Source organism: Pseudomonas sichuanensis (assembly GCF_003231305.1).
Lineage (GTDB): Bacteria > Pseudomonadota > Gammaproteobacteria > Pseudomonadales > Pseudomonadaceae > Aquipseudomonas > Aquipseudomonas sichuanensis.
The window spans coordinates 48,704-73,094 of sequence record NZ_QKVM01000012.1 but is presented as its reverse complement, the minus strand read 5'-3'; the positions used below and the strand labels follow the sequence as shown (position 1 = coordinate 73,094).

Sequence of the window (24,391 nt, the reverse complement as noted above, 5' to 3'; positions counted from 1 at the left end):
CATGCCCGTGTCTGCGGAAGAATCGCAGCGGTGCGCCGATGCGACTTGCCCCGCGATGAAGCCGCCGGTGCTTGAACAACACCTCGCAAGCTGATCGACTAGGGCAAGCCCCCGCCCAAAGCAGCGCGCCATGACCGATATCCCGCAAATTCCCGACCCGCCCGTGCATTCGCTCGACCAGCCGCACACCGTGCTGTTCCTCGCCTACCCGCAAATGGGCCTGCTCGACTTGACGGGCGCCCAGACGGTGTTCTGGGCCGCAACCAAGACCCGTGCCGAACGCGGCTTGCCCGGCTACCGGGTGGTCACCGCCAGCCTCACCGGTGGCCTGGTGCCCACCGCCGAAGGGCTGGCGGTCGGTACCGAGCCCTTGCAGCCCTGGTTGCACGAACCGCTGCACACCCTGGTGGTGCCGGGCGCCCCGGAGATTGTCCGCACCCTCCCCGACCACGGCGAACTGGTCGACTGGCTGCGCCTGGTCGCCGCCCGCGCCCGGCGCACCGCCTCGGTGTGCAGCGGCACCTTCCTGCTGGCCGCCGCCGGCCTGCTCGACGGCCGTCGGGCGGCGACCCACTGGGCCATGTGCGACGCCCTGCACCAGCGCTTCCCGGCCATCGAGGTGGATGCCGAATCGATCTTCGTGCAGCAGGACCAGGTGTGGACCTCTGCCGGGGTGAGCGCCGGCATCGACCTGGCCCTGGCCCTGGTCGAAGCCGATTGTGGCCGCGAGGTGGCCATGCAGGTGGCGCGCGAACTGGTGGTGTTCCTCAAGCGCCCTGGCGGGCAGGCGCAATTCAGCGAGTTGCTCAAGGCCCAGGGCGAGGACAGCGCCGCCTTCGACGCCCTGCACCTGTGGCTCAACGACCACCTGGGCGACCCCCGCCTGAGTGTCGAACGCCTGGCCGAGCAAGCGCACATGAGCCTGCGCAACTTCACCCGGGTGTACAAACAGAAGACCGGCCGCACCCCGGCCAAGGCCATCGAACTGTTCCGCCTGGAAGCCGCCCGCCGCCTGCTGGAGAACTCCACGCAGCACATCGAGCACATTGCCCGCCACTGCGGCTTTGGCAGCGAGGAACGCATGCGCCAGGCATTCCAGCGCCACCTGGCGGTCACCCCCCGCGACTACCGCGCGCGCTTCGCCCGCAGCGTGCCGCTGGCCGAAATCCAGGGTTCTTTGGCCTAGGGCGCAACGCCGGCCACGCTTAGCATCCTCGCTGCGACAGCCACCCCATCGCCGATGCGACTTGCACCGCGATGGGCCACAGGTCGGGCCACGCCCCACCCCGCGGCACAAGGCGTACCCTCTTCCCACTGCCGTGCCCGAACCGACAATTCCAACTATCCGCGGTATTCGGAACCTTCAGGAGCACCCTCATGAAACAGATCCTGATCATTGGCGCAGGCTTCGCCGGGCTGTGGAGCGCCCTGGGCGCCGCGCGCCAGCTTGACCTGCACGGGCGCGACGACGTCGCCATCACCGTGCTCGCCCCCCAGGCCGAACTGCATGTGCGCCCGCGCTTCTACGAACCCGAAGTGCACACCATGGCCGCGCCGCTGCAGGCGCTGTTCGAAGCGGTCAATGTGCGCTTCGTCAGAGGCAGCGCCAGCCACATCGACGAGAAAAACCGTGAAGTGACGTACCGCGCGCCCGGCGGCATCGAGTCCAAACTGAGCTACCACCGCCTGATCATGGCGTGTGGCAGCCTGCTCAACCGACCCGACATGGCCGGTATCGAGCATGCCTTCGATGTCGACAAGATCGACTCGGCGTCGCGCCTTGAACAACACCTGAAATCCCTCGCCGGCCGGCCCGACAGCCCGGCACGCAATACCGTGGTAGTGGCCGGCGGCGGCTTCACCGGTATCGAGACCGCCACCGAACTGCCATCGCGCCTGCACAAGATCCTGGGTGATCGGGTGAAACCACGGGTGATCGTGGTCGACCGCGGTGCGAAAATCGGCGCTGCACTGGGTGACGGCATCCGCCCGGCCATCGAGCAGGCCAGCGAGCACCTTGGCATCGAATGGATCTGCGGCGCCACGGTGGCCTCGGTGGATGATGGCGGCGTGGTACTCGACAGCGGCCAGCGCATCGACGCCGCCACGGTGATCTGGACCGTCGGCTTCAAGGCCAACCCGCTCACCGAACAGATCAGCGGTGAACGCGACCGCCAGGGCCGCCTGCACGTCGACGGCAACCTCAAGGTCATCGGCAATGACGCGGTGTACGCCGCGGGCGATGTGGCCTACGCCGCGTGCGACGAGGTCGGCAACCATGCGGTGATGTCCTGCCAGCACGCCATCCCGCTGGGCCGCTACGCCGGCAACAACGCCGCCGCCGAACTGATCGGCGTGGCACCGATGACCTACAGCCAACCCAAGTACGTCACCTGCCTGGACCTCGGTGCCTGGGGCGCGGTGTACACCGAAGGCTGGGAGCGCACGGTGTCGCCACCGACCGACAAGGCCGAGGCCAAGGTGCTCAAGCACCAGATCAACTCAATCTGGATCTACCCGCCGGCCGCCGATGATCGTGCCGCGGCGCTGGCGGCGGCTGATCCGCTGATCCCGGTGGCCTGATACGCCCGCATCGCGGGGCAAGCCCGCTCCCACGCCGTGGACTGCCCCAGTGTCCAATTTCTGAGGAGCAGTCCAACGGCGTGGGAGCGGGCTTGCCCCGCGATTAGCCATCCAACGTCAAACTCTCAGCTTTGATATCAGCTATGCATCCAATGCATTTGCCCCTCGCGCCGACCCCATGGCATAGATGCTCGATCACGCCTTCCAGGAGTTTCCGCGCATGAGCAAGCACCCCTACGTCCCGCCTCAGGTCTGGACCCACGAGGCACCTTCCGGCGGCCAGTTCGCCAGCATCAACCGCCCGATCGCCGGCCCGACGCATGAAAAACCGCTGCCGGTGGGCAAGCACCCGCTGCAGCTCTACTCGCTGGCCACCCCCAATGGCGTCAAGGTGACCATCCTGCTCGAGGAACTGCTGGCCCTGGGGCATACCGGCGCCGAATACGACGCCTGGCTGATCCGCATCGGCGAAGGCGATCAGTTCGGCAGTGGCTTCGTCGGGGTCAACCCGAACTCGAAGATCCCTGCCCTGCTCGACCGCAGCGTCGAACCGCCGGTGCGGGTGTTCGAGTCCGGCTCGATCCTGCTGTACCTGGCGGAAAAATTCGGCGCGCTGCTGCCCAAGGATCCGGCCGGCCGCACCGAAAGCCTGAACTGGCTGTTCTGGCAGATGGGCTCGGCGCCCTACCTGGGCGGTGGTTTCGGCCACTTCTATGTGTACGCGCCCGAGAAGTTCGAGTACGCCATCAACCGCTTCACCATGGAAGCCAAGCGCCAACTCGACGTGCTCGACCGTCGCCTGGCCGAAAGCAGCTACCTGGGCGGCGAGGCATACAGCATCGCCGACATCGCCGTATGGCCGTGGTATGGCCAGCTGGTACGCGGCAACCTGTATGGCGCCGCGGAGTTTCTTGCGGTACACGAATACCCCAACGTGCAACGCTGGGCCGAAGCCATCGCGCAACGCCCGGCAGTACAGCGTGGTACCCGGGTGAACCGGACCTGGGGCGATGAAGCGAGCCAGGTGCCCGAGCGCCATTCGGCAGCCGACCTGGGCTGATCACAGAGGGCCGCTCAGCCACGCTGGGCGGCCTGGATACAATAGTGGCACTTTGCCCTAAAGTTCCTCGCCTTGCAGCCGTAACCCTTGTTCAGCCTTTCTCTCGCCCAAGGATGTACCGGCTTGAAGCAATTCCTTAAATGCACCGCCCTCGTGGCCATGCTGTCGATGGGTGGCTGCGTGTCCTTCCAGGTCACCGGCCCCATCAACGCCCCTGTCCATCCCGCCGCTGTCACCAGCCCGCGCACCGCACAGGTCGCCGATGTCACGGTGTCCGCCCCCGGCCTCGACCAGGCTACCCGTGAGGCCATCAGCCGCTCGCTGACCAAAGACCTCGACCGCTACGTGGACAAGGCCGGCTATTTCAAGTCGGTCAGCGAGTACCCCACCCGCCTGGGCGAACAGGACGTGGTGCTGAAGTTCGACATGACCTCGCTCAAGGGCCGTCGCGCGCCGCACCCTGGCTATTTCCCCGGTGCGCTGCTGACCCTGACCCTGTGGATCTGGGTCAACGGCCCGATCTACGTGGACAGTTTCGACCTGGCCGGCGACCTGGTGATCGTCGACCGCGACGGCGTCGAGCTGGCCCGCAGCAAGGACCAGATCACCTTCAAGCACAACGTCGGCCTGTACGGCGGCGACTACTGGGCGCCGACCATCATGGGCGGCAAGCAGCTGTCGCTGCTGGTCGGCGAGCTGCTGGACAGCGCCACCGTGCAATTGGCCAAACGTTAAATCAGGAATCGATGCATGAACGTATTCAAACAAGGTCTGCTGCTGGGGGCATTGCTGCTCGGCGGCTGCGTCTCCTATTCCACCGGCGACCTGGCCCCGGTCGGCACCTGGCCGCCTGCGGCCAGCAACGAAGCGGCCAAGCCCAGCGCCTACCTGCGTACCACAGCGCTGTACCAGGTCAACGACAACCCGGCCGCTGCCGCCGCGGGCGCCCAGGCGCAGATGTGGGAGAAGGCCATCAGCGAGACCTACCAGGAATCCGGCCGTTTCACCCAGGTCAGCACGCGCAAGGTCGAATCGGACCTGTACGCCGAATCGACCCTGACCAACCATGAGCAGTTCGTCATGGCCTCGGCGTTCATCACTGGCTTCACCTTCTTCATCATTCCGTCCACGGCGAAGAACACCTTCACCCTGCAGACCGTGTTCAAGGACAAGGAAGGCAAGGAGGTCGGGCGCATCAGCAAGAGCGAGTCGGTGCGCACCTGGATGCAACTGGTGCTGATCGTCGGCCTGCCGTTCCAGGCCGACACCCGCGACGTGGTCCGTGAGCTGGCGCGCAGCACCCTGGACGAAGCGGTGCAACGCAAGCTGCTGTAATCGACCGGGCACCAGAAGTGAACCATTCGCCGGCCTTGTCGGCGAATGGCACCAGCGCAATGCCCACGCCCAGCACAATGCTGTGACGCAACGAAGCATTTCCCCACTGCATGCCTGCTCCGGCAAAGCCTTCTTGCTACACTCGCCGCCATGATTTTTCCACCTGCACAACTGTGGTGACAGCATGATCGAGGTAACCGAGGTTTCCATTGCCGAGCTGCGCGACGCGCTCGAGTCTGGCCGCACGACAGCGGTCGAGCTGGTCAAGGCCTACCTGGCGCGCATCGACGCCTATGACGGCAAGGACACCGCCACCGCACTCAACGCCGTGGTGGTGCGCAACCCTGAAGCGCTGAAAGAGGCCGAGGCCTCCGATGCCCGCCGGGCCCGTGGCGAGGTCCTCGGCCCGCTGGACGGCATCCCCTATACCGCCAAGGACAGCTACCTGGTCAAAGGCCTGACCGCCGCCTCCGGCAGCCCTGCATTCAAGGACCTGGTCGCCCAGCGCGATGCCTTCACCGTCGAGCGCCTGCGCGCCGGCGGCGCCATCTGCCTGGGCAAGACCAACATGCCACCGATGGCCAACGGCGGCATGCAGCGCGGTGTGTATGGCCGCGCCGAAAGCCCGTACAACGCCGCCTACCTGACCGCGCCGTTCGCCTCCGGCTCGTCCAACGGCGCCGGCACCGCCACCGCCGCCAGCTTCAGCGCCTTCGGCCTGGCCGAAGAGACCTGGTCCAGCGGCCGTGGCCCTGCCTCCAACAATGGCCTGTGCGCCTACACCCCGTCGCGCGGCGTGATTTCGGTGCGCGGCAACTGGCCGCTGACCCCGACCATGGACGTGGTCGTGCCTTACGCCCGCACCATGGCCGACCTGCTGGAAATCCTCGACGTGGTGGTGGCCGACGACGCCGACAAGCGCGGCGACCTGTGGCGCCTGCAGCCATGGGTGCCGATCCCCGCCGCCTCCAGCGTGCGCCCGGCCTCGTACCTGGCGCTGGCGGCCGATGCGGCTTCGCTCAAGGGCAAGCGCTTCGCCGTGCCGCGCATGTACATCAACGCCGACGCCGAAGCCGGCACCTCCGAGAAACCGGGCATCGGCGGCCCCACCGGCCAGCGCATCAACACCCGCGCCAGCGTGATCGAGCTGTGGAAGCAGGCGCGCCAGGCCCTGGAAGCGGCCGGTGCCGAAGTGGTCGAAACCGACTTCCCGCTGGTGTCCAATTGCGAGGGCGATCGCCCTGGCGCACCCACCGTGTACAACCGCGGCATCGTCAGCAAGGAATTCCTCCATGACGAGCTGTGGGAGCTGTCCGGCTGGGCCTTCGACGACTTCCTGCGGGCAAACGACGATCCCAAGCTCAACCGCCTGGCCGACGTCGACGGCCCGCAGATCTTCCCCCACGACCCGGGCACCCTGCCCAACCGTGAGGATGACCTGGCCGCCGGCATGGACGAGTACGTCAACATGGCCAAGCGCGGCCTGAAGACCTGGGACCAGATCGCCACCGTGCCGGACGGCCTGCGCGGCCTGGAGCAGACCCGCAAGCAGGACCTGGAAGACTGGATGGACGCCCAGGGCCTGGACGCGGTGCTGTTCCCCACCGTGGCCGATGTCGGCCCGGCCGATGCCGATGTGAACCCGGCTTCGGCGGACATCGCCTGGAGCAACGGTATCTGGGTGGCCAACGGCAACCTGGCGATCCGTCACCTGGGCGTGCCGACCGTGACCGTGCCGATGGGCGTGATGGCCGATATCGGCATGCCCGTGGGCCTGACCTTCGCCGGCAAGGCCTACAGCGACAACAATCTGTTGAAATTTGCCGCTGCCTTCGAGGCGACCGGCTCGCGCCGCATGATCCCGCCGCGTACGCCCAAGCTGGCCTGATCGACAGACATCGCGGGGCAAGCCCGCTCCCACAGATTATGTTTGTGGGAGCGGGCTTGCCCCGCGATGCTTTCCACCCCGCTGGAATATTTCAACAAGGCATGCAAAAATCAACTAACTGTTGATAATGCGATACCGCCATGACGCCTTCCCAAGAGCGCCAGCTCACCCTCACCGTACTCAAGGCCACCCTCCAGGCCTTGGGCAGTGTTGTCCCGCGCAACGTCGAAATCCTCCTGCATGACCTCGACCACCCCGAACGCTCGGTGGTGGCCATCGTCAACGGCCAGCTCTCCGGGCGCCAGGTCGGCAGCCCGATCCTCGCTGCCCCCGAACAGGACCAGGGCTTCAAGGCGTTGATGCAGGCTGCCAATGGCCAGCCAGGCTGCGAGCCTGTGGTGCTGCCCGACTACCCCACCACACTCAAGGGCCGCATCTTGCGCAGCGCCACGGCGATCTTCCGCGACAGCGGCGGGCACCCGTTTGCCAGCCTGTGCGTGAATACCGATGTCACCGGCCTCGAGGCCGCCATGGCCTTCCTTCAGCACTTCCAGCCACTGGGCGCCACGCCCGCCCCGGCCATGAGCAGCGAGCCCGCCGACATGGCCGTGCTGATGGCCGAGATCATCCACGACTCGCTGCAACGCAGCGGCCAGGGCCGGATGAACAAGCAGGCCAAGGTCGAGGCGGTGCGGGTGATGCAGGAGCGCGGGCTGTTCATCGTCAAGGGCGGTGTGGAGAAGGCCGCCGAAGCCCTCGGCGTGACCCGCTACACCATCTACAACTACCTGGAGCAGCTGCGCGGCGAGCACGCGCCGGCTGCCCACGACTAAAAACCCGGAGTTCCCATGCCACTGCACATCCAAACCCCGCTGATCGAATCCCGCCCCCTGTCGCTGCAAGCCGGCCGCCCGGTGTGGCTCAAGCTCGAGGCCCTGCAACCTTGCGGCTCGTTCAAGCTGCGTGGGGTCGGGCATGCCTGTGAAATCCACCAGGCCCGCGGCGCGCAGCATTTCGTCTCGTCGTCAGGCGGCAATGCCGGGCTGGCGGTGGCCTATGCCGGGCGCAAGCTGGGGGTGCCGGTGACCGTGGTGGTCCCCGAAACCACCACCGAGCGGGCCAAGGAGCTGTTGCTGCTCGAGGACGCCAAGGTCGTGGTGCACGGCAGCTCGTGGCAGGAGGCCAACGCCCATGCCCAGACGCTGCTGGGGCCGGACGATGCCTTCATCCACCCCTTCGACGACCCGCTGCTGTGGGCCGGCCATGCCAGCATGATCGACGAAGTGGCGGCGACGGGTTGCAAGCCCGATGCCGTGGTGCTCTCGGTCGGCGGCGGCGGGTTGCTCAGCGGCGTGGTCGAGGGCCTGCAACGCAATGGCTGGCACGACGTACCGGTGCTGGCAGTGGAGACCGACGGCGCGGCGTCGCTGCACGCGGCCATGGCTGCCGGGCATACCGTGGAGCTGTCGGGTATCCAGTCGGTGGCCACCTCGCTGGGGGCCAAGCGGGTGGCCGAGCAGGCACTGGCCTGCAGCCGTACCCACACCGTGCATAGCCATCTGGTCAGCGACCGCGAAGCGCTGCAAGCCTGCGAGAGGCTGCTGCGCGATCACCGGGTGCTGGTCGAACCGGCCTGCGGTGCGGCGCTGGCGTTGCTGCAGCGGCCAGAGGTACTGCAGGCCTACGGCAATGTGCTGGTCATCGTCTGCGGTGGCGCGACCGCCACACTGGAGCAGATCCGCGCCTGGCTGGAACAGCTGGCCTAGGCCCTGCTCGCGGGTACAAGCCGATGGCAGGCCAACTGAGTATCGCTATATACTTTTCAACATAGCGATTCAGAAGTCCTGCCTCAGCCATGTCCAGTATCCGTGACCGCAACCTGCAACTGATCCTCGAAGCCGCCAGTGAAGAGTTCGCCCAACACGGCTTCGCCGCCGCCCGGGTCGACGCCATCGCCAGCCGCGCCGGCCTGCCCAGGGCCAATGTCTTCTACTACTTTCGCAAGAAGCAGCAGCTCTACACCGCCGTGCTGGACCTGGTGATGGAGCCCTTGCTGCTCGCTTCGCGCAGCCTCGCGCCGGAGGATCATCCGGAGCACGCCCTGCCCCGCTACTTCAAGGCCAAGGCCGAGGTGGCCCGCCAGCACCCCCATGCCACGCGGGTCTGGCTCAAGGAAATGCTCCACGGCGGGCAGCGCCTGCCCGGCGAACGCAGCGAGGCCTTGCGCCACAGCGCCCGGCAGAACCTGGCCTGCCTTGCGCAGTGGATGGAGCGCGGCCTGATTGCCCGGACCGCGCCAGAGCATCTGCTACTGTTCCTCTGGTCCACGCCCCTGGCCAGTTTCCGTTTCGGCGAGGCGCCCGGCAGCTCGGCGCGCCTCAAGCCGACGCGGGCGTCGACCCAGGCGCTGGCCGACCTGTTCCTGCGCGGCCTGCGCCCGGAGGTTGAGGTCCCGCAGCTTATCGCTGTATAAAAAAACCATAACGAAATACCCCTGATGAGGAGTGCCGGCATGACTGCCACGAACGCTGCAAAGGAAGCTGTGGGTGCCCCCTATCAGCTGGAGCTGATGAAACATGCCCAGCGCATGACCTGGCAGGCCGTCGAGCGCATCGCCCAGGGCATCCGCCCCGGCATGCGCGAATCCGAGGCTCGCGCGCTGGGCCAGCAAGTGCTGGAGGCACTGGGCATGCAGCGGATCTGGCACCCCACCCACATCCGCTTTGGCGCCAACACCCTGAAGACCTTCAAGCAGCGCTCCGACGGTGACCCGGTGCTGGGCGCGGACGACATCTATTTCATCGACATGGGCGTGGTCTGGGAAGGCCATGAGGGTGATGCCGGCACCACCTTCGTCACCGGCAACGACCCACAGATGATCGCCTGCGCCGCGGCAGTGAAAACCCTGTTCGACGAGGTTCAGGCGCACTGGCGCAGCCAAGGGGTGACGGGCATCGAGCTGTACGATTTTGCCGCCGAGCGCGCGCGGGAAATGGGCTGGCAACTGAACCTGGAAATCAAGGGCCACCGCGTCAGCGACTTCCCCCATGCCATCTACCGGGCCGGTGACCTGGGCGCATTCGACGGGCAGCCGGGCGAAGGCTTGTGGATCCTGGAAATCCAGATCGCCCACCCGGAGCTAGCGTACGGGGCCTTCCACGAGGACCTGCTTGCCTGACCTGCCAGAGCACAAGCCCCTGTCAGAGCCTGGCAGCCACTTGCGTCACCCAGTCGATGAACACCCGCAGCCGTGCGCTCACGTGGCGATTCGGCGGATAGGCGACGTACAACGGCATGGGCGCCAGCTGCCAGTCTTCGAACAGACGCACCAGCGCGCCCTGGGCCACCTGCTCACGGGCCATGTAGTCCGGTAACCAGAGCACGCCCAGGCCAGCCAGGCCGGCCGCGAGGTAGGCGTTGCCATCGTCGACCGCCAACACGCAGTGCCCCTGGACCTGCACGTGCTGCGCCCCTCGCGCCAGGTTCAGCGGCAACGGCCTGCCGGTTCGCGCCCAGAGAAACCCCACCACACGATGGGCCGAGCCTTCCAATTCGCCGGGGTGGGTCGGTGTGCCCAGGCGTTCAAGATAAGCCGCCGCGGCGTAGACCCCCAACTGCAGGTCGGCCACCCGCCGCGCCATCAGCGACTGGTCGAGCAACTCGCCGCCGCGCACCACGCAATCGACATGTTCGCCGATGATGTCGACCATACGATCACTGACGCCCATCTCGATCTGGATATCGGGGTAGCGGGCATGAAACTCGGCCAGCGCGGGCACCAGCACCAGACGGGCCAGCGGGCTCGGCACATCGACCCTGAGCTTGCCACGCGGGCGCTGGGCGGCTTCGCCCAGGCTGCTTTCGGCGTATTCCAGGTCGGCCAGCAGGCGCTGCACGCGCTCATGGAACTGGGCGCCATCATGGGTCACGCTCACCCGTCGGGTGGTGCGATTGAGCAGGCGCACCCGCAACCGCGCTTCCAGTTGCTGGATCAGCTGGGTGACGCTGGTGCGACTGATGTTCAGGGTCTCGGCGGCCTTGCTGAAACTGCCGGTTTCCACCACTCGGGAAAAAGCGCGCATGGCCTCGAAGCGGTCCATCGGGCAACTCCAATTATTTGCGATTTGCAAACAATCTTAACCGCAACTGCCTGATTATCGGGATTGATGCGCGGCATACAGTGAGGCCATCCCCACCACCAAGGCATCAGCCATGACCAAACGCGACGTGATCTTCCCACCAGGCCGCCAGGCCCTTTACCAGCGCAACCGCTATTCACCGGCCATCCGCGCCAACGGCTTGCTGTTCGTCTCCGGCCAGGTCGGCAGCCGTGACGACGGCTCGCCGGAACCCGACCTCAAGGCCCAGGTTCACCGGGCCTTCGCCAACCTCGAAGCGATCCTGCGCGAAGCGGGTTGCAGCTTCGATGATGTGCAGGACGTGACGGTGTTCATGGTCGACCCGCAGTCGACGTTCGAAACCATCTGGCAGGTGGTACCCGAGTACTGGGGCAGCGCCCCTCATCCGACCTTGACGGCGGTGGGCGTCACCTGGCTTTACGGCTTCGACTTCGAAATCAAGGTCATCGCGAAGTTGCCTTGAGCGGGTTGGCCGCCAGCAGCGGGACTATTTCAGGCACCAGCGCATCTGCGCCAACCTCGATCAGCGCGAGGGTCACCGGCAGGCTGAAGCGCCGGGGCCCGGCGCTGCCCGGGTTGAGGTACAGGCAGCCCTCCCGCCGTTCGATCAGCGGTTTGTGCGAATGCCCGGTGATCACCCACTGCACGCCCTGATCCAGGTGCGCCGGCACATCGGCCAGGTCGTGCACCAGCAGCACCTGCCAGCCTTGCACCTCGAACCTGTCCACGTCCGGCAAGCCCTGGGCCCAGAGCAGCGCCAGGTCGTTGTTGCCACGCACCACCCGCAGCGGTGCCAGCGCGGCAAGCGCCTCAAGCACCTCTGGCTTGCCGATATCTCCGGCGTGCACGATGAGCGCGCAGCCCTCGAGCGCCGCCAGCGCTTCGGGGCGCAGCAAACCATGGGTGTCGGAAATAACGCCTACTTTCATTGCCCGCCCCTCGCTGCCGGCCGTTGATCAGGATGGTCATATTCGTCTGTTTCAATAAGGCCATTGCACCCCAGGCGTTCCCCGACAGCGGGCCCCGGGCAACTGCATGATGGCGCTTTGTATAGGCAATGAGCGGCGACTCGGACGAAAAGCACCTTGCGCCCTTTCGAACTGTGGCAAGTGAAGGCACAATGCGTGTCCTTTTTTTGGCCGGCCTGGCCGGGGGCCTTTAAATGATCAAGACGCCGTACTACCTCATCGATAAAACCAAGCTGCTGAGCAACATGGAGAAGATCGCCTACGTGCGCGAACACTCCGGTGCCAAGGCCCTGCTTGCCCTCAAGTGCTTCGCCACCTGGTCGGTGTTCGACCTGATGCAGCAGTACATGGACGGTACCACTTCGTCCTCGCTGTTCGAGCTCAAGCTCGGCCGCCAGAAGTTCGCCGGCGAAACCCACGCCTACAGCGTGGCCTGGGCCGACGATGAAGTCGAAGAGATGCTCGAAAACTGCGACAAGATCATCTTCAACTCCATCGGCCAGCTCGAGCGCTTCGCCGAGCAATCCGAAGGCAAGGTGCGCGGCCTGCGCGTCAACCCGCAGGTGAGCAGCTCCGACTACCTGCTGGCCGACCCGGCGCGCCCGTTCAGCCGCCTGGGCGAGTGGGACCCTGAGAAGATCGAGAAGGTGATCGAGAAGATCTCCGGCTTCATGTTCCACAACAACTGCGAGAACGGCGACTTCGGCCTGTTCGACAAGATGCTCAGCCACATCGAGGAACGCTTCGGCCACCTGCTGCACAAGGTCGAATGGGTCAGCCTCGGTGGCGGCATCCACTTCACCGGCGAAGATTACGCGGTAGACGCCTTCTGCGCGCGCCTGAAGCAGTTCTCGCAAACCTACGGCGTGCAGGTGTACCTGGAGCCGGGCGAAGCGGCCATCACCAACAGCGCCTCGCTGGAAGTGACCGTGCTCGACACCCTGCACAACGGCAAGCACCTGGCCGTGGTCGACAGCTCGATCGAAGCGCACCTGCTCGATCTGCTGATCTACCGCCTCAACGCCAAGATGGCCCCCAACGACGGCGCGCACACCTACATGGTCTGCGGCAAATCGTGCCTGGCCGGCGACATCTTCGGCGAGTACCAATTCGACAAGCCACTGGCCATTGGCGATCGCCTGTCGTTCGTCGACACGGCGGGCTACACCATGGTCAAGAAAAACTGGTTCAACGGTTTGAAGATGCCGTCCATCGCGGTCAAGCAACTCGACGGCAGCGTCGAGGTGGTGCGCGAGTTCGGTTTTGAAGACTACGTTTCGAGCCTGTCGTAAGACGGGCTTTCATGAAGGAGAGCAGCTGAATTGAAGAAGAACGTTCTTATCATTGGTGCAGGAGGTGTCGCCAAGGTGGTGGCCCACAAGTGCGCACAGCATAACGACGAACTGGGTCGTATTGCGATTGCGTCACGGAACATCTCCAAATGCCAGGCCATCATCGACAGCGTCAAGGCCAAGGGTAGCCTCAAGGTACCCGCCGACATCCAGGCCTTCTCGCTCAATGCCCTCGATATCGAGGCGACCAAGGCACTGATCCGCGAGACCGAATCGCAGATCGTGATCAACGTCGGTTCCGCTTTCCTCAACATGTCGGTGCTGCGTGCCTGCATCGATACCGGTGTCGCCTATCTGGACACCGCGATTCACGAAGAACCGGGCAAAATCTGCGAAACCCCGCCCTGGTACGGCAACTACGAGTGGAAACACCTCGAGGAATGCCAGCAGAAGAACATTACCGCCATTCTTGGTGTCGGCTTCGACCCGGGTGTGGTGAACAGCTACGCAAAACTTGCGCAGCAGCAGTATTTCGACCGCATTGATTCGATCGACATCCTCGACGTCAATGCCGGTTCCCACGGCAAGTACTTCGCCACCAACTTCGACCCGGAAATCAACTTCCGCGAATTCACCGGGCAAGTGTGGAGCTGGCAGAACAGCCAGTGGACCAGCAACACCATGTTCGAGGTCAAGCGCACCGACGACTTGCCGGTGGTGGGTTCGCAGAACCTGTACCTCACCGGCCACGACGAAGTGCACTCGATCTCGAAGAACCTGAACGTGCCGAACGTGCGCTTCTGGATGAGCTTCGGCGAGCACTACATCAACGTGTTCACCGTGCTGAAGAACCTGGGCCTGCTCAGCGAGCAACCGGTGAAAACCGCCGAAGGCCTGGAAGTGGTACCGCTCAAAGTGGTCAAGGCCGTGCTGCCCGACCCGGCCTCGCTGGCCCCGGGCTACACCGGCAAGACCTGCATCGGTGACCTGGTCAAGGGCACCAAGGACGGCCAGCCGCGCGAAGTGTTCATCTACAACGTGGCTGACCACGAAGAAGCCTACGCCGAGACCGACAGCCAGGGCATCTCGTACACCGCCGGCGTGCCGCCAGTGGCTGCTGCCCTGCTGGTCGCCCGCGGTGAGTGGGACGCCGGCCGCATGGTCAACGTCGAGGAACTGCCGGCCGAGCCTTTCCTCAAGGCGCTGGACGTGATGGGCCTGCCGACCCGCGTCAAGGATGAAAAAGGCGACCGTCCCTGGGACGCGCAAGCCTAAGCAGCAACAAGAAGGGGCGCCAGATGGCGCCCCTTCTCTTTCAGAACAATCGCGGGGCAAGCCCGCTCCCACGCTGCTGGTGGTGCCGGCGTGGGTGCGGGCTTGCCCCGCGATTTGGCCACTGCAGATTCACGTGTTACTTGCGTGCCTCCAGAATCAGGTTGAACGGTGTCTGCGTCGCCCGCCGGAAGCGCGTGAACCCCGCCTCCTCGAACACCGCCCGCAAGCGTGCCTCCCCCGCCTGCGCCCCCAGCCCCAGCCCAACCTCCTGCGACAGTGAATTGGGCGTGCAGATGAACGTCGACGCGGCATAGAACAACCGCCCCACCGGGTTGATATTGGCGTCCAGGCTGTCCTCGGCGAACGGCTCGACCAGCATCACCGTGCCATCCGCCTTCAGTGCCTTGTAGGCATGCCGCGCCGCGCCAACCGGGTCGCCCATGTCATGCAGGCAATCGAAGAAGCACACCAGGTCCAGATCGTGGCCGGGGTAGTCCTTGGCCGACGCCTGCTGGAAGCTCACCTGCCCGCCCACACCGGCGTCCCGTGCCCGTTCGGTGGCGGTGGCCACCGAAGGCGCGTGATAGTCATAGCCGACAAAATGCGACTGTGGGAACGCCTGGGCCATGACGATGGTCGAGGCACCGTGACCGCAGCCCACGTCCGCCACCTGCGCGCCGGCCTGCAGCTTGCTGACCACGCCTTCCAGCGCCGGCAGCCAATCGGCCACCAGAAAAGTGCGATAGCCCGGGCGGAAAAACCGTTCGGTGCCACTGAACATGCACGGGTGGTGGTCACCCCAGGCCAGCGCGCCATCGCCGCGCATGGCCTTCACCAGCTTGTCCTTGTCGTGGAACAGCGCCGCCAGCACCGCCGCGCCGCCGGCCATGTAGGCCGGCGAGTCTTCCAGCGCCAGGGTCATGGCCTGCTCTTCGGGAAGGGTGAAATTGCCTTGATCGTGCACCACGTAACCGGCCGCAGCCTGGCCATTGAGCCATTCGCGCACCAGCCGCGGCTGGCACCCGGTGCGCTCGGCAAGCACCTCGGGGCTGACCGGCTGGCTGTCGGCCATCGCCCGGTACAGGCCGAGCTCGTCGCCCAGCACCACGTTGGCCAGGGTCGCCGCGGCGCCCATGTCGCCCACCAGCTTGCCCATGAATTCGTGAAGCCTTGCCTCGTCCATGACCTGACCTCCTCTGCTCAGAAGGCCACCGTCGACGAAGTCCGGTCCGGGGCGGTGGTCGGATCGATGATAGGCCCACAGCAGAACCGGGCCCGGGCTTTAAGTCTAGACCCGCCTGCGCTATCTTCGCCGCGCTGCCGGCACACCCGCCACTACCGGACGGCCGCCCCCGTGCAGCAAAGGAATTGCCACCATGTTCTCCAGCCGTACCCTCGTCCTTGTCCTGGGCGTTGCCTTCATCATCATTGACCAGTGGGTGAAGCTGATCGCCTTGGTTGCCCTCGATAACCACAGTTACGTCCTGGGCAACCAGAGCATCTGGCTCGACCTGGCCCTGAGCCTCAACCCCGGTGCCTTCCTCAGCCTGGGTGCCGGCATGCCGGCGCTGCTCAAGCAACTGATCTTCGTGGTCGCCGTGGGCGCGGTGTGCTGCTGGGCCAGCGTCTGGGCGTTCAGGCACTGGCAAGCGGCGCCAATCAAGGCCTTCGCCGCCTGGTTCATCGCCGTGGGCGGGCTGTCCAACTTGATCGACCGGGTGTTTCGCGAGGGGCATGTGGTCGACTACCTGGTGCTCAACATCGGCACGCTGCACACCGGTGTGTTCAACCTGGCGGATATCGCCATCATGGCCGGCGCGGCGGTGCTGGCGATCGATGGGCTGACGAGGCCTGCCAAGCGCTGACCGGGCTAACCGACCTGCGGCTGACCTGCCACGGCCCCATCGCCGGCAAGCCGGCTCCCACTTGGCTCACACGATCCCTGTAGGAGCGGCCTTGTGCCGCGAAAGGGCTGCGCTGCGGCCCCGACAATCCATGTGGTAACACTGGGGCCGCTTTGCGGCCCGATCGCGGCACAAGGCCGCTCCTACAGCGGACGTGCAAGTTCATTGCGTGGGCGCTGCAACCTCACTGGCCGGCGCCAGCTGCAGCACTGCACTGGTGTAGTCCCACTCCTCCTGCACCTTGTCCGGGTGCTCGTTCAGGCGGATGCCATACGACGGGATGATCTGCCTGACCTTGGCCTGCCATTCGGGCGTGGCCAGCTTGTCCTTGAACACCTTGCCCAGCAGGTCGAGCATGATCGGTGGCGCGGTCGAGGCCCCAGGCGAAGCGCCCAGCAGCCCGGCGATGCTGCCGTCCTTGGCGGTGACGATCTCGGTACCCAGCTTGAGCACGCCGCCCTGGTTCTCGTCCTTCTTGATGATCTGCACCCGCTGCCCGGCCTGCCACAGGCGCCAGTCCGCAGGCTTGGCCTCGGGGAAATAGGTCTGCAGCGCGGCAAAGCGGTCATCGTCGGACTGCAGCACCTGGCCGATCAGGTACTGCACCAGGTCGAACTCGCGCAGCCCGACCCGCACCATGGGCCAGGTGTTATGGACCGTGGTGCTGCCCAGCAGGTCCAGCAGCGAACCCTGCTTGAGGAACTTGGTGGAGAAGGTGGCGAACGGCCCGAACAGGATCATCCGCTTGCCATCGAGCACCCGGGTATCCAGGTGCGGCACCGACATCGGCGGCGCACCGGTGGCGGCGATGCCGTAGGCCTTGGCCATGTGGCGTTGGGCGATGGCCGGGTTGTCGGTGACCAGGAACGAGCCGCCCACCGGGAAGCCGGCATAGTCCTTGGCCTCGTCGATGCCGGACTTCTGCAGCAACGGCAGCACGGCGCCGCCGGCACCGATGAACAGGAACTTGGCATCGGTGGCGGCCGTGCTGCCATCCTTGAGGCTCTTGTACTCGACGTGCCAGCTGCCATCGTCGTTGCGGGTGATGTGCTCGACCTCGGTGGACAGCTTGAGATCGAAGTTCGGCCGGGTCTGCAGGTAGCCCACGTACTGGCGAGTGATCTCGCCAAAGTTCACGTCGGTGCCGATCGGCGTCCAGGTCACCGCGAGCTTCTGGTTGGGGTCGCGCCCTTCCATCATCAGCGGCACCCACTTGGCGATCTGCGCGTGGTCTTCGGAATACTGCATGGGCTTGAACAGCGGGCTGGCCTGCAACGCCTCGTAGCGCTTGCGCAGGAAGCGGATGTTGTCGTCGCCCCAGACGAAACTCATGTGCGGGGTTGTGTTGATGAACGAGCGTGGGTTCTTCAGCACCCCCTGCTTCACCTGCCAGGCGAGGAACTGCCGGGTGACCTGGAACGACTCGTTGATCTCCACCGCCTTGCTGATGTCGATCTTGCCGTCCTTCTCCGGCGTGTAGTTGAGCTCGGCCAGGGCCGAGTGCCCGGTGCCGGCGTTGTTCCAGCCGTTGGAGCTTTCTTCGGCAACCTTGTCCAGGCGCTCGACCATTTCCATCGACCAGCCCGGCTCCAGCTCGTTGAGCCAGATGGCAAGGGTGGAACTCATGATGCCGCCGCCCACCAACATCACATCGACCTTCTTGCTCTCGGCGGCCTGGGCAGTCGCCAGGCCCATGGCCAGGCACAGGGCCGCCAGGGCCCATGGGGATTTACCGACGATCTTCATGTGCGCACCCTTTCAATGAGTCGTGAGCCTGAAACAAACTGAAATCAAGCTTAGCCGAGTAAAACAGTCGGGTAGGCGCTGCGGTTCGCCATCGCGACGCCCCAGCGAGCACTTGCCATAAGCTCAATCCCGAAATACTGTATGAATATTCAGTATTTCGGATCATCCCATGCAGCTCATCGCCAAACTCGGCATCCTCGCCGACGCCGCCAAATACGACGCCTCCTGCGCCAGCAGCGGCGCGCCCAAGCGCGGTTCGCGTGGCCGTGACGGGCTGGGCGCCACCGACGGAACGGGCATCTGCCACAGCTACACCCCCGACGGGCGCTGCGTGTCGCTGCTCAAGGTGCTGCTGACCAACTTCTGCCTGTACGACTGCCAGTACTGCGTCAACCGCCGCTCCAGCAACGTGCCGCGGGCACGCTTCAGCCCTGAGGAAGTGGTGCGCCTGACCCTGGATTTCTATCGGCGCAACTGCATCAGCGGGCTGTTCCTGAGCTCCGGGATCATCCGCTCGGCCGACTACACCATGGAGCAATTGATTCGGGTGGCGCGCCTGCTGCGCGAGGAGCACAACTTCCGTGGCTACATCCACCTCAAGACCATCCCGGATGCCGACCCGCTGCTGATCGAGGAGGCCGGGCGCCTGGCCGACCGGCTCAGCGTCAATATCGAACTGCCCACCGACGCCAGCCTCCAGCGCCTGGCCCCGGAGAAGCAGGCCAGCACCATCCGCCTGGCCATGGGCGTGATCCACCAGGGCCAGCAGGCGGTGGCCAACGAGCCCCGGGCGCCGCGCTTCACCCCCGCCGGGCAGAGCACCCAGGTGATCGTCGGCGCCGACGCCACCGACGACAGCACTCTGCTGCGCAACGCCGAATCGCTGTACCAGGGCTACGGCCTCAAACGCGTGTACTACTCGGCCTTCAGCCCGATCCCCGACAGCCCCGCCAGCGTACCCCTGGCGGCCCCGCCACTGCTGCGCGAGCATCGCCTGTACCAGGCCGACTTCCTGCTGCGCGGCTATGGCTACAAGGCCGGCGAACTGCTTGGCGGCAGTGGCAACCTGGCGCTGGACATCGACCCGAAACTGGCCTGGGCGCTGGCCAACCGCGAGGTGTTCCCGCTCGACGTCAACCGCGCAGAACCGGCGCTTCTGGCGCGCATCCCCGGCATCGGCCTGCGCAGCGTGCAACGCATGGTGGCCTTGCGCCGCGAACGACGGATCCGCTACGACGACCTGATCCAGCTGCGCTGCGTGCTGGAAAAAGCCCGCCCGTTCATCGTCACCAGCGACTACCGACCGGCCCAGGCCGAACTGCGCAGCGGGCTGTTGCGCGAGCGCCTGCGCGAACCCCAGGCCCCCGTGCAGATGGGGTTGTGGGGGTGATCGCGCTGGATTGCGACGACTGCTTCGCCACCTGGCGCGACCAGGCCAGGCGCCTGCTCGGCCACGGCATCGACCCGGCCGAAGTCACCTGGAGCCAAGGCCCAATGGACGACCTGCTGGCCGTCCCACAGGCACCGCCCGAAGGCCCAGGCCCCTTCCAAGCGCGGGTGCCGGCGGCCTTGCTGGCCCAACTGGAGCAGGCCGGGCGCTACCGCGGTGAACAGCGCTGGAACCTGCTGTACGAGGTGCTCTGGCGCGTCGCCCACGGCGACCGCACCGCCATGCTCGCCGGCGACCGCCTGGGCAGCGAGCTGCAACGGCGCATCAGGCAGGTCGGCCGCGAAGCCCACCACCTGCATGCCTTCGTGCGCTTCGTGCCGCTGCCTGCGGCGCTGGCCGAACACCTGCAGCTGGACCTGGTGGCCTACCACGAACCGGCCCACGACATCCTCGACAGCGCCAGCGGCCACTTTGCCGAGCGCCTGGGGCGCCAGCGCTGGCTGATCGCCACGCCCCGCGACGGCGTGCGCTACGACGGTACGTCGCTCGACTACCAGCGGCGCTGCCCCGAAGCCTGGCAGCAATGGGCACGCACTGCCGAAGACCCCGACGCCGAGCTGTGGCTGACCTATTACCGCCACACCTTCAACCCGGCCCGGCTCAACCCCGACGCCTTGCGCCAGCATCTGCCCGGGCGGTTCTGGCGCCATTTGCCGGAAGGGCCGCTGATTCCGCAACTGGTGGGCCAGGCGCGCCATGGCAAGCAGCGGGACGGCCAGGCACGGGAAGTGGCGCAACAGCGTGGCAAACAGATCAGCGCCAGCCCCGCGCGGCCTGTCAGCTCGCCCTCCCCCAAGGCTTGAGCAGCGTGCGTCAACCCTGCAAAAACCATTCGCCCGAATGGCAATTGTGAAAATTACGTCAAATTTATATCCGGCCGGGCTATGACCGGGAAAGGAATCCTGACAGACTTATTGCTAATCGTTCTCATAAGCACTAGCAATAAGGATAAAGCCCGGCATGTCTCCGCTTCGCTTGCCCCGTCGCTTCACGCCCACGCGCAACCTGCTGGCCATGGCTGTCTGCATGGCTTCCCTGCCCCTGGCAGTCGCCGCCGAACCGCCGCAAACCGAGGCGCCAGCCGTGGTCGAGCTGGGCGCCACGGCCATCGACGACAGCCGCCTGGGCAGCACCACCGAAGGTTCGCAGTCGTACACCACCGGGGCCATGTCCACCGCTACCAAGCTGCCGCTGACCATGCGCGAAACACCCCAGTCAGTGACCGTGATCACCCGCCAGCGCATGGACGATCAGGCCATGACCAGCATCAACGATGTGGCCAGGTACACGCCGGGCCTGTTCCTCAACCAGTCCAGCGGCCCGGGCCGCCAGACCTACACCGCCCGCGGCTTTGACGTCGACAACATCATGTACGACGGCATCCCCAGCACGTACACCGGCTGGGTGGTCGGCGCCCAGCCCAACCTGGCGATGTTCGACCGGGTGGAAGTGGTGCGCGGCTCCACCGGCCTGGTCACCGGCGCCGGCACACCCTCGGCAGCCATCAACCTGGTGCGCAAGCGCCCATTGGCCGAGCAGAAAGTCACCCTGACCGGCGCCGCCGGCAGCTGGGACAACTACCGCGGCGAAATCGACGCCTCCAGCCCGCTCAACGACAGCGGCACCCTGCGCGGCCGGGTGATCACCTCATACCGCGATGCCAACGGCTTTCGCGATGGCCAGGAAGAAGACCATGGCCTGTTCTACGCCATCACCGAAGCCGACCTGAGCGAAGACACCACCCTCACCCTTGGTTTTTCCCACCAGAAGGACAAGACCAACTTCTTCTGGGGCGCCATCCCCAGCGACCTCGGCGGCCATCACCTGGACGTGTCGCGCTCGTACAACCCGGGCACCGACTGGGAGAACAAGGACCAGCAGATCAACACCCTGTTCGCCGAAGTGCGCCAGCGCCTGGCCAACGACTGGAAGCTGCAGGTCAACGCCAACTACAGCGAGCAGGACGCACTGTTCCGCGGCTCGTACCAGTCGCGCTGGAACGCCGCCAAGACCCTGAGCCGCACGGTCTACCAGTCGAAGCACGACGAGAACCAGCTGGGCCTGGATGCCTTCGCCAGCGGCCCGTTCCAGGCCCTGGGCCGCACCCACGAACTGGTGGTCGGCGCCAGCAAACGCCTCTACGACATGAACGAGGACAACTACAGCCCGTACGACACCGACTACCCGCTCAGTGGCGGCAAGCCCGGCTTCGTGCACACCGGCAACAACCGCTACCTGATCAACCAGGAAGGCGTCTACAGCACCACCCGCCTGAGCCTGGCCGACCCGCTCAAGCTGATCCTCGGCGGGCGCCTGGACTGGTACGACTACGACCAGCGCGACAACGATGCCGGCGACTACAAGGTGACCCGCAAGGTCACCCGCTATGGCGGCCTGATCTACGACCTGGATGACCACCATTCGGTCTACGTCAGCTACACCGACATCTTCACCCCGCAGGACGGGCGCGACGGCGCCGGCAAGCCGGTTACGCCGATCGTCGGCAAGAACTACGAGGTCGGCATCAAGGGCGAGTACTTCGACGGCGCACTGAACGCCAGCCTGGCCGTGTTCCGCATCGACCAGGAAAACCGCCAGGTCGAGGTGAAACTACCGGACTGCCCGCAACTTAGCTGCTACCAGGCCTCGGGCGAAGTGCGCAGCCAGGGTATCGACTTCGAACTGCAGGGCGCGCTGACCGACCAATGGCAAATCGGTGGTGGCTACACCTATGCCCGCGTCCACACCATCAAAGACCAGAACAACCCGCAGAACATCAACAAACCGCTCAACTCCGACACCCCCGAGCACCAGTTCAAGCTGTACACCACGTACCGCTTCCAGGGCCCGCTGGAAAAACTGCGCGTGGGTGGCGGCGTCACCTGGCAGAGCCGCATGTACAACGACATCGCCCTGACCGATGGCAGCAGCTACCGCTTGATCCAGGGCGCCTATGCGGTTACCGACCTGATGGCCGGCTACCAGGTCAGCCCGCACCTGGACCTGCAGCTCAACGCCAACAACGTGTTCGACAAGCACTACTACTCGTCGATTTCCGATTCGGTGGACTACGGTGGCGACACCTTCGGCGACCCACGCAACTTCATGCTGACCGCCAAGTACAGCTTCTGACGTTCGCAGGCGCATGGATGCGCCGCTTCCCTCCTCCCCCTGTCGCCAGACTTGTATACAAACTGTCTACCCGGTTAGACTCCGCGCCTTTTCCAGCGAGCCCGCCCATGGCCAGGATTACCGGACGCAACGCCACCCTCTGCGGCCTCGCCGCCATCCTGCTGTGGAGCACCGCCTCGGGCCTGATCCGCAGCGTCAGCCAGCATTTCGGTGCCATTGGCGGCGCGGCGCTGATCTACACCCTGGGCGCGCTGTTGCTGCTGGTATTGCTGGGCAAGCCACGTTTGCGCAAGGCCTCGCCCTGGTACCTGCTCGGCGGCTCGGCGCTGTTCGTCGCCTACGAGATCTGCCTGTCACTGGCGCTAGGCTATGCCCTGGACAGCACCCAGGCGATCCAGCTGATGGTGGTCAACTACCTGTGGCCGAGCCTGACCGTGCTGCTGGCGATCGTGATGAACCGCCAGGCGGCGCGCTGGTACATCGTGCCAGGCACCGCGCTGGCACTGCTCGGCATCCTCTGGGTGGTCGGCAGCGATGGCCTGTCGCTGGCCAGCGTGCTCGCCAACATCCGCTCCAACCCGTTGGGCTATAGCCTGGCGGCCAGCTGCGCGATCACCTTCGCGCTGTACTGCAACATCACCCGCCGCTACGCCGACGGGCAGAACCATGTGGTGCTGTTCTTCCTGCTCACCGCGGCGGTGCTGTGGCTCAAGTACGCCATCAGCGCAGAAATGCTGCCGGCCTTCAGTACCGGCGCCAGCCTGGAACTGCTCGGGGCGGGCCTGTCCATTGCCGGCGGCTATGCGTTGTGGAACCTGGGCATCCTGCGCGGCAACCTGACCCTGCTGGCCACCGCCTCGTACTTCGCCCCGGTGCTGTCGTCGGCGTTCGCCGCCCTGTGGCTCGGCGCGCACCTGGCCCTGCAGTTCTGGCAAGGCGCCCTGCTGGTCACCCTGGGGTCTTTGCTGTGCTGGCAGGCGACCCGCCAACCTCGGTCGGGCGCCTGACGGCGAAGCGGCATACCTGCCCACCGCGCAGCATGCATTCCAGGTGCTGCGCCTCGCCGCCCCCCAGGGCGCCGATCAACGCCAGGTCCAGCTCGCACACCGACGGGTGCGCCTTGGCCAGGTGATGGAACACGCAGTTGTGGGCGACGATCTCCGGCTCGCCGGATGTGCGGAAGAACACCGCCGCTTCATAGCCGGCCTGGTTCATGTGCTGCACGATCCGCGCCTCATCGACCACCTCATGCTCAAGGTCCGCAGCCAGCTTGCGCCCCAGGCCACGCAGCAGCGCCAGCAACGCGTCGTTGCCAAGCAGGCCGGCGACCTCGTCGATCAGCAGGTTGGCCAGCAGAGGGTACTGACGCGGGAACAGCTCACGGGCCTGCTCGGTGAGCTGGTGCAGTTGCTCCGGCCGGCGCCCGGTGGGCCGGGTGGCCCCGCGCTGCACCAGGCCGTCGCGCTCCAGCGCCGCCAGGTGCTGGCGCACCGCGGTACGGGTGATCGCCAGCGCCTGGGCCAGGTCATCGATGCTCATGCCCGCGGGCTGGTGCAACAGCGCATACAGCAGGTCACGCTGGGTACGGCCCAATCCTTCCAGCATTGGCGCAGGCTCCT

The 24,391-nt window shown here is 65.7% G+C and carries 23 protein-coding genes; 18 read left to right on the top strand and 5 right to left on the bottom strand.

Annotation, left to right across the window (positions count from 1 at the left end; all coding sequences use genetic code 11):
- The first annotated feature begins 130 nt into the window (after nucleotides 1-130).
- The 10 genes from DM373_RS08745 to DM373_RS08700 all read left to right on the top strand — a co-directional run bounded on the left by DM373_RS08745 (nucleotide 131) and on the right by DM373_RS08700 (nucleotide 10,044).
- Nucleotides 131-1,186: a GlxA family transcriptional regulator gene (locus DM373_RS08745; protein WP_110993175.1), complete on the top strand. Its 1,056-nt coding sequence runs from the start codon at nucleotides 131-133 to the stop codon at nucleotides 1,184-1,186.
- Nucleotides 1,187-1,377: 191 nt separating this feature from the next.
- A complete protein-coding gene (locus DM373_RS08740; protein WP_110993174.1) occupies nucleotides 1,378-2,583 on the top strand; it encodes an NAD(P)/FAD-dependent oxidoreductase in 1,206 nt (401 codons plus the stop codon).
- Nucleotides 2,584-2,803: 220 nt separating this feature from the next.
- A complete protein-coding gene (gene yghU / locus DM373_RS08735; protein ID WP_110993173.1) occupies nucleotides 2,804-3,643 on the top strand; it encodes a glutathione-dependent disulfide-bond oxidoreductase in 840 nt (279 codons plus the stop codon).
- A gap of 159 nt (nucleotides 3,644-3,802) precedes the next feature.
- Entirely contained in the window at nucleotides 3,803-4,378 is a 576-nt protein-coding gene (locus DM373_RS08730; protein WP_110993221.1) for a hypothetical protein, read from the top strand.
- 15 nt (nucleotides 4,379-4,393) lie between these two features.
- The gene (locus DM373_RS08725) at nucleotides 4,394-4,978 is read left to right on the top strand and encodes a hypothetical protein (protein ID WP_110993172.1); all 585 of its coding nucleotides are present in this window, start codon (nucleotides 4,394-4,396) and stop codon (nucleotides 4,976-4,978) included.
- A 184-nt stretch (nucleotides 4,979-5,162) separates the two neighbouring features.
- Nucleotides 5,163-6,866 (top strand): amidase, encoded by a 1,704-nt coding sequence (locus DM373_RS08720; RefSeq protein WP_110993171.1) that lies wholly within the window; start codon nucleotides 5,163-5,165, stop codon nucleotides 6,864-6,866.
- Between the two features lie 140 nt (nucleotides 6,867-7,006).
- The gene (locus DM373_RS08715) at nucleotides 7,007-7,699 is read left to right on the top strand and encodes a helix-turn-helix transcriptional regulator (protein ID WP_110993170.1); all 693 of its coding nucleotides are present in this window, start codon (nucleotides 7,007-7,009) and stop codon (nucleotides 7,697-7,699) included.
- 15 nt (nucleotides 7,700-7,714) lie between these two features.
- Nucleotides 7,715-8,632: a pyridoxal-phosphate dependent enzyme gene (locus DM373_RS08710; protein WP_110993169.1), complete on the top strand. Its 918-nt coding sequence runs from the start codon at nucleotides 7,715-7,717 to the stop codon at nucleotides 8,630-8,632.
- An 89-nt stretch (nucleotides 8,633-8,721) separates the two neighbouring features.
- Nucleotides 8,722-9,339, top strand: coding sequence for a TetR/AcrR family transcriptional regulator (locus tag DM373_RS08705; RefSeq protein WP_110993168.1), 618 nt, complete (start codon nucleotides 8,722-8,724; stop codon nucleotides 9,337-9,339).
- A gap of 39 nt (nucleotides 9,340-9,378) precedes the next feature.
- Nucleotides 9,379-10,044: a M24 family metallopeptidase gene (locus tag DM373_RS08700; protein ID WP_110993167.1), complete on the top strand. Its 666-nt coding sequence runs from the start codon at nucleotides 9,379-9,381 to the stop codon at nucleotides 10,042-10,044.
- Between the two features lie 22 nt (nucleotides 10,045-10,066).
- On the opposite strand, the gene DM373_RS08695 is transcribed toward DM373_RS08700, so the two are convergent.
- Nucleotides 10,067-10,966: a LysR family transcriptional regulator gene (locus DM373_RS08695; protein WP_110993166.1), complete on the bottom strand. Its 900-nt coding sequence runs from the start codon at nucleotides 10,964-10,966 to the stop codon at nucleotides 10,067-10,069.
- Nucleotides 10,967-11,078: 112 nt separating this feature from the next.
- Here DM373_RS08695 and DM373_RS08690 point away from each other — a divergent pair, with 112 nt between their 5' ends.
- Complete coding sequence (locus DM373_RS08690) at nucleotides 11,079-11,468, top strand: RidA family protein (RefSeq protein WP_110993165.1); 390 nt, start codon at nucleotides 11,079-11,081, stop codon at nucleotides 11,466-11,468.
- Here the strand turns inward: DM373_RS08690 and DM373_RS08685 are convergent.
- Entirely contained in the window at nucleotides 11,449-11,934 is a 486-nt protein-coding gene (locus tag DM373_RS08685) for a metallophosphoesterase family protein (RefSeq protein ID WP_110993164.1), read from the bottom strand. The two genes, DM373_RS08690 and DM373_RS08685, sit on opposite strands and share 20 nt — an antisense overlap.
- A 233-nt stretch (nucleotides 11,935-12,167) precedes the next feature.
- Here DM373_RS08685 and nspC point away from each other — a divergent pair, with 233 nt between their 5' ends.
- A complete protein-coding gene (nspC, locus tag DM373_RS08680; RefSeq protein ID WP_110993163.1) occupies nucleotides 12,168-13,265 on the top strand; it encodes a carboxynorspermidine decarboxylase in 1,098 nt (365 codons plus the stop codon).
- Nucleotides 13,266-13,295: 30 nt separating this feature from the next.
- Entirely contained in the window at nucleotides 13,296-14,540 is a 1,245-nt protein-coding gene (locus DM373_RS08675) for a saccharopine dehydrogenase family protein (RefSeq protein ID WP_110993162.1), read from the top strand.
- Between the two features lie 136 nt (nucleotides 14,541-14,676).
- Here DM373_RS08675 and DM373_RS08670 read toward each other — a convergent pair whose 3' ends face one another.
- Nucleotides 14,677-15,723: a class I SAM-dependent methyltransferase gene (locus DM373_RS08670; protein ID WP_110993161.1), complete on the bottom strand. Its 1,047-nt coding sequence runs from the start codon at nucleotides 15,721-15,723 to the stop codon at nucleotides 14,677-14,679.
- A gap of 193 nt (nucleotides 15,724-15,916) precedes the next feature.
- Between DM373_RS08670 and DM373_RS08665 the strand changes: the two genes are divergently transcribed.
- Nucleotides 15,917-16,405, top strand: coding sequence for a signal peptidase II (locus DM373_RS08665; RefSeq protein ID WP_110993160.1), 489 nt, complete (start codon nucleotides 15,917-15,919; stop codon nucleotides 16,403-16,405).
- A gap of 201 nt (nucleotides 16,406-16,606) precedes the next feature.
- Here the strand turns inward: DM373_RS08665 and mqo are convergent, their stop codons facing one another.
- A complete protein-coding gene (gene mqo, locus DM373_RS08660; RefSeq protein ID WP_110993159.1) occupies nucleotides 16,607-18,190 on the bottom strand; it encodes a malate dehydrogenase (quinone) in 1,584 nt (527 codons plus the stop codon).
- A gap of 169 nt (nucleotides 18,191-18,359) precedes the next feature.
- Between mqo and DM373_RS08655 the strand changes: the two genes are divergently transcribed.
- The 4 genes from DM373_RS08655 (at nucleotide 18,360) to yddG (ending at nucleotide 23,779) form a co-directional block, all read left to right on the top strand.
- Nucleotides 18,360-19,580, top strand: coding sequence for a putative DNA modification/repair radical SAM protein (locus DM373_RS08655; RefSeq protein ID WP_110993158.1), 1,221 nt, complete (start codon nucleotides 18,360-18,362; stop codon nucleotides 19,578-19,580).
- Nucleotides 19,571-20,443: a TIGR03915 family putative DNA repair protein gene (locus DM373_RS08650; protein WP_110993157.1), complete on the top strand. Its 873-nt coding sequence runs from the start codon at nucleotides 19,571-19,573 to the stop codon at nucleotides 20,441-20,443. The genes DM373_RS08655 and DM373_RS08650 overlap by 10 nt, the downstream gene beginning before the upstream one ends.
- A 157-nt stretch (nucleotides 20,444-20,600) precedes the next feature.
- Complete coding sequence (locus DM373_RS08645) at nucleotides 20,601-22,772, top strand: TonB-dependent siderophore receptor (RefSeq protein ID WP_110993156.1); 2,172 nt, start codon at nucleotides 20,601-20,603, stop codon at nucleotides 22,770-22,772.
- Nucleotides 22,773-22,879: 107 nt separating this feature from the next.
- Nucleotides 22,880-23,779: an aromatic amino acid DMT transporter YddG gene (gene yddG, locus DM373_RS08640; protein WP_110993155.1), complete on the top strand. Its 900-nt coding sequence runs from the start codon at nucleotides 22,880-22,882 to the stop codon at nucleotides 23,777-23,779.
- Here yddG and DM373_RS08635 read toward each other — a convergent pair.
- The gene (locus tag DM373_RS08635; protein WP_110993154.1) at nucleotides 23,721-24,377 is read right to left on the bottom strand and encodes a helix-turn-helix transcriptional regulator; all 657 of its coding nucleotides are present in this window, start codon (nucleotides 24,375-24,377) and stop codon (nucleotides 23,721-23,723) included. The two genes, yddG and DM373_RS08635, sit on opposite strands and share 59 nt — an antisense overlap.
- Nucleotides 24,378-24,391 lie beyond the last annotated feature (14 nt).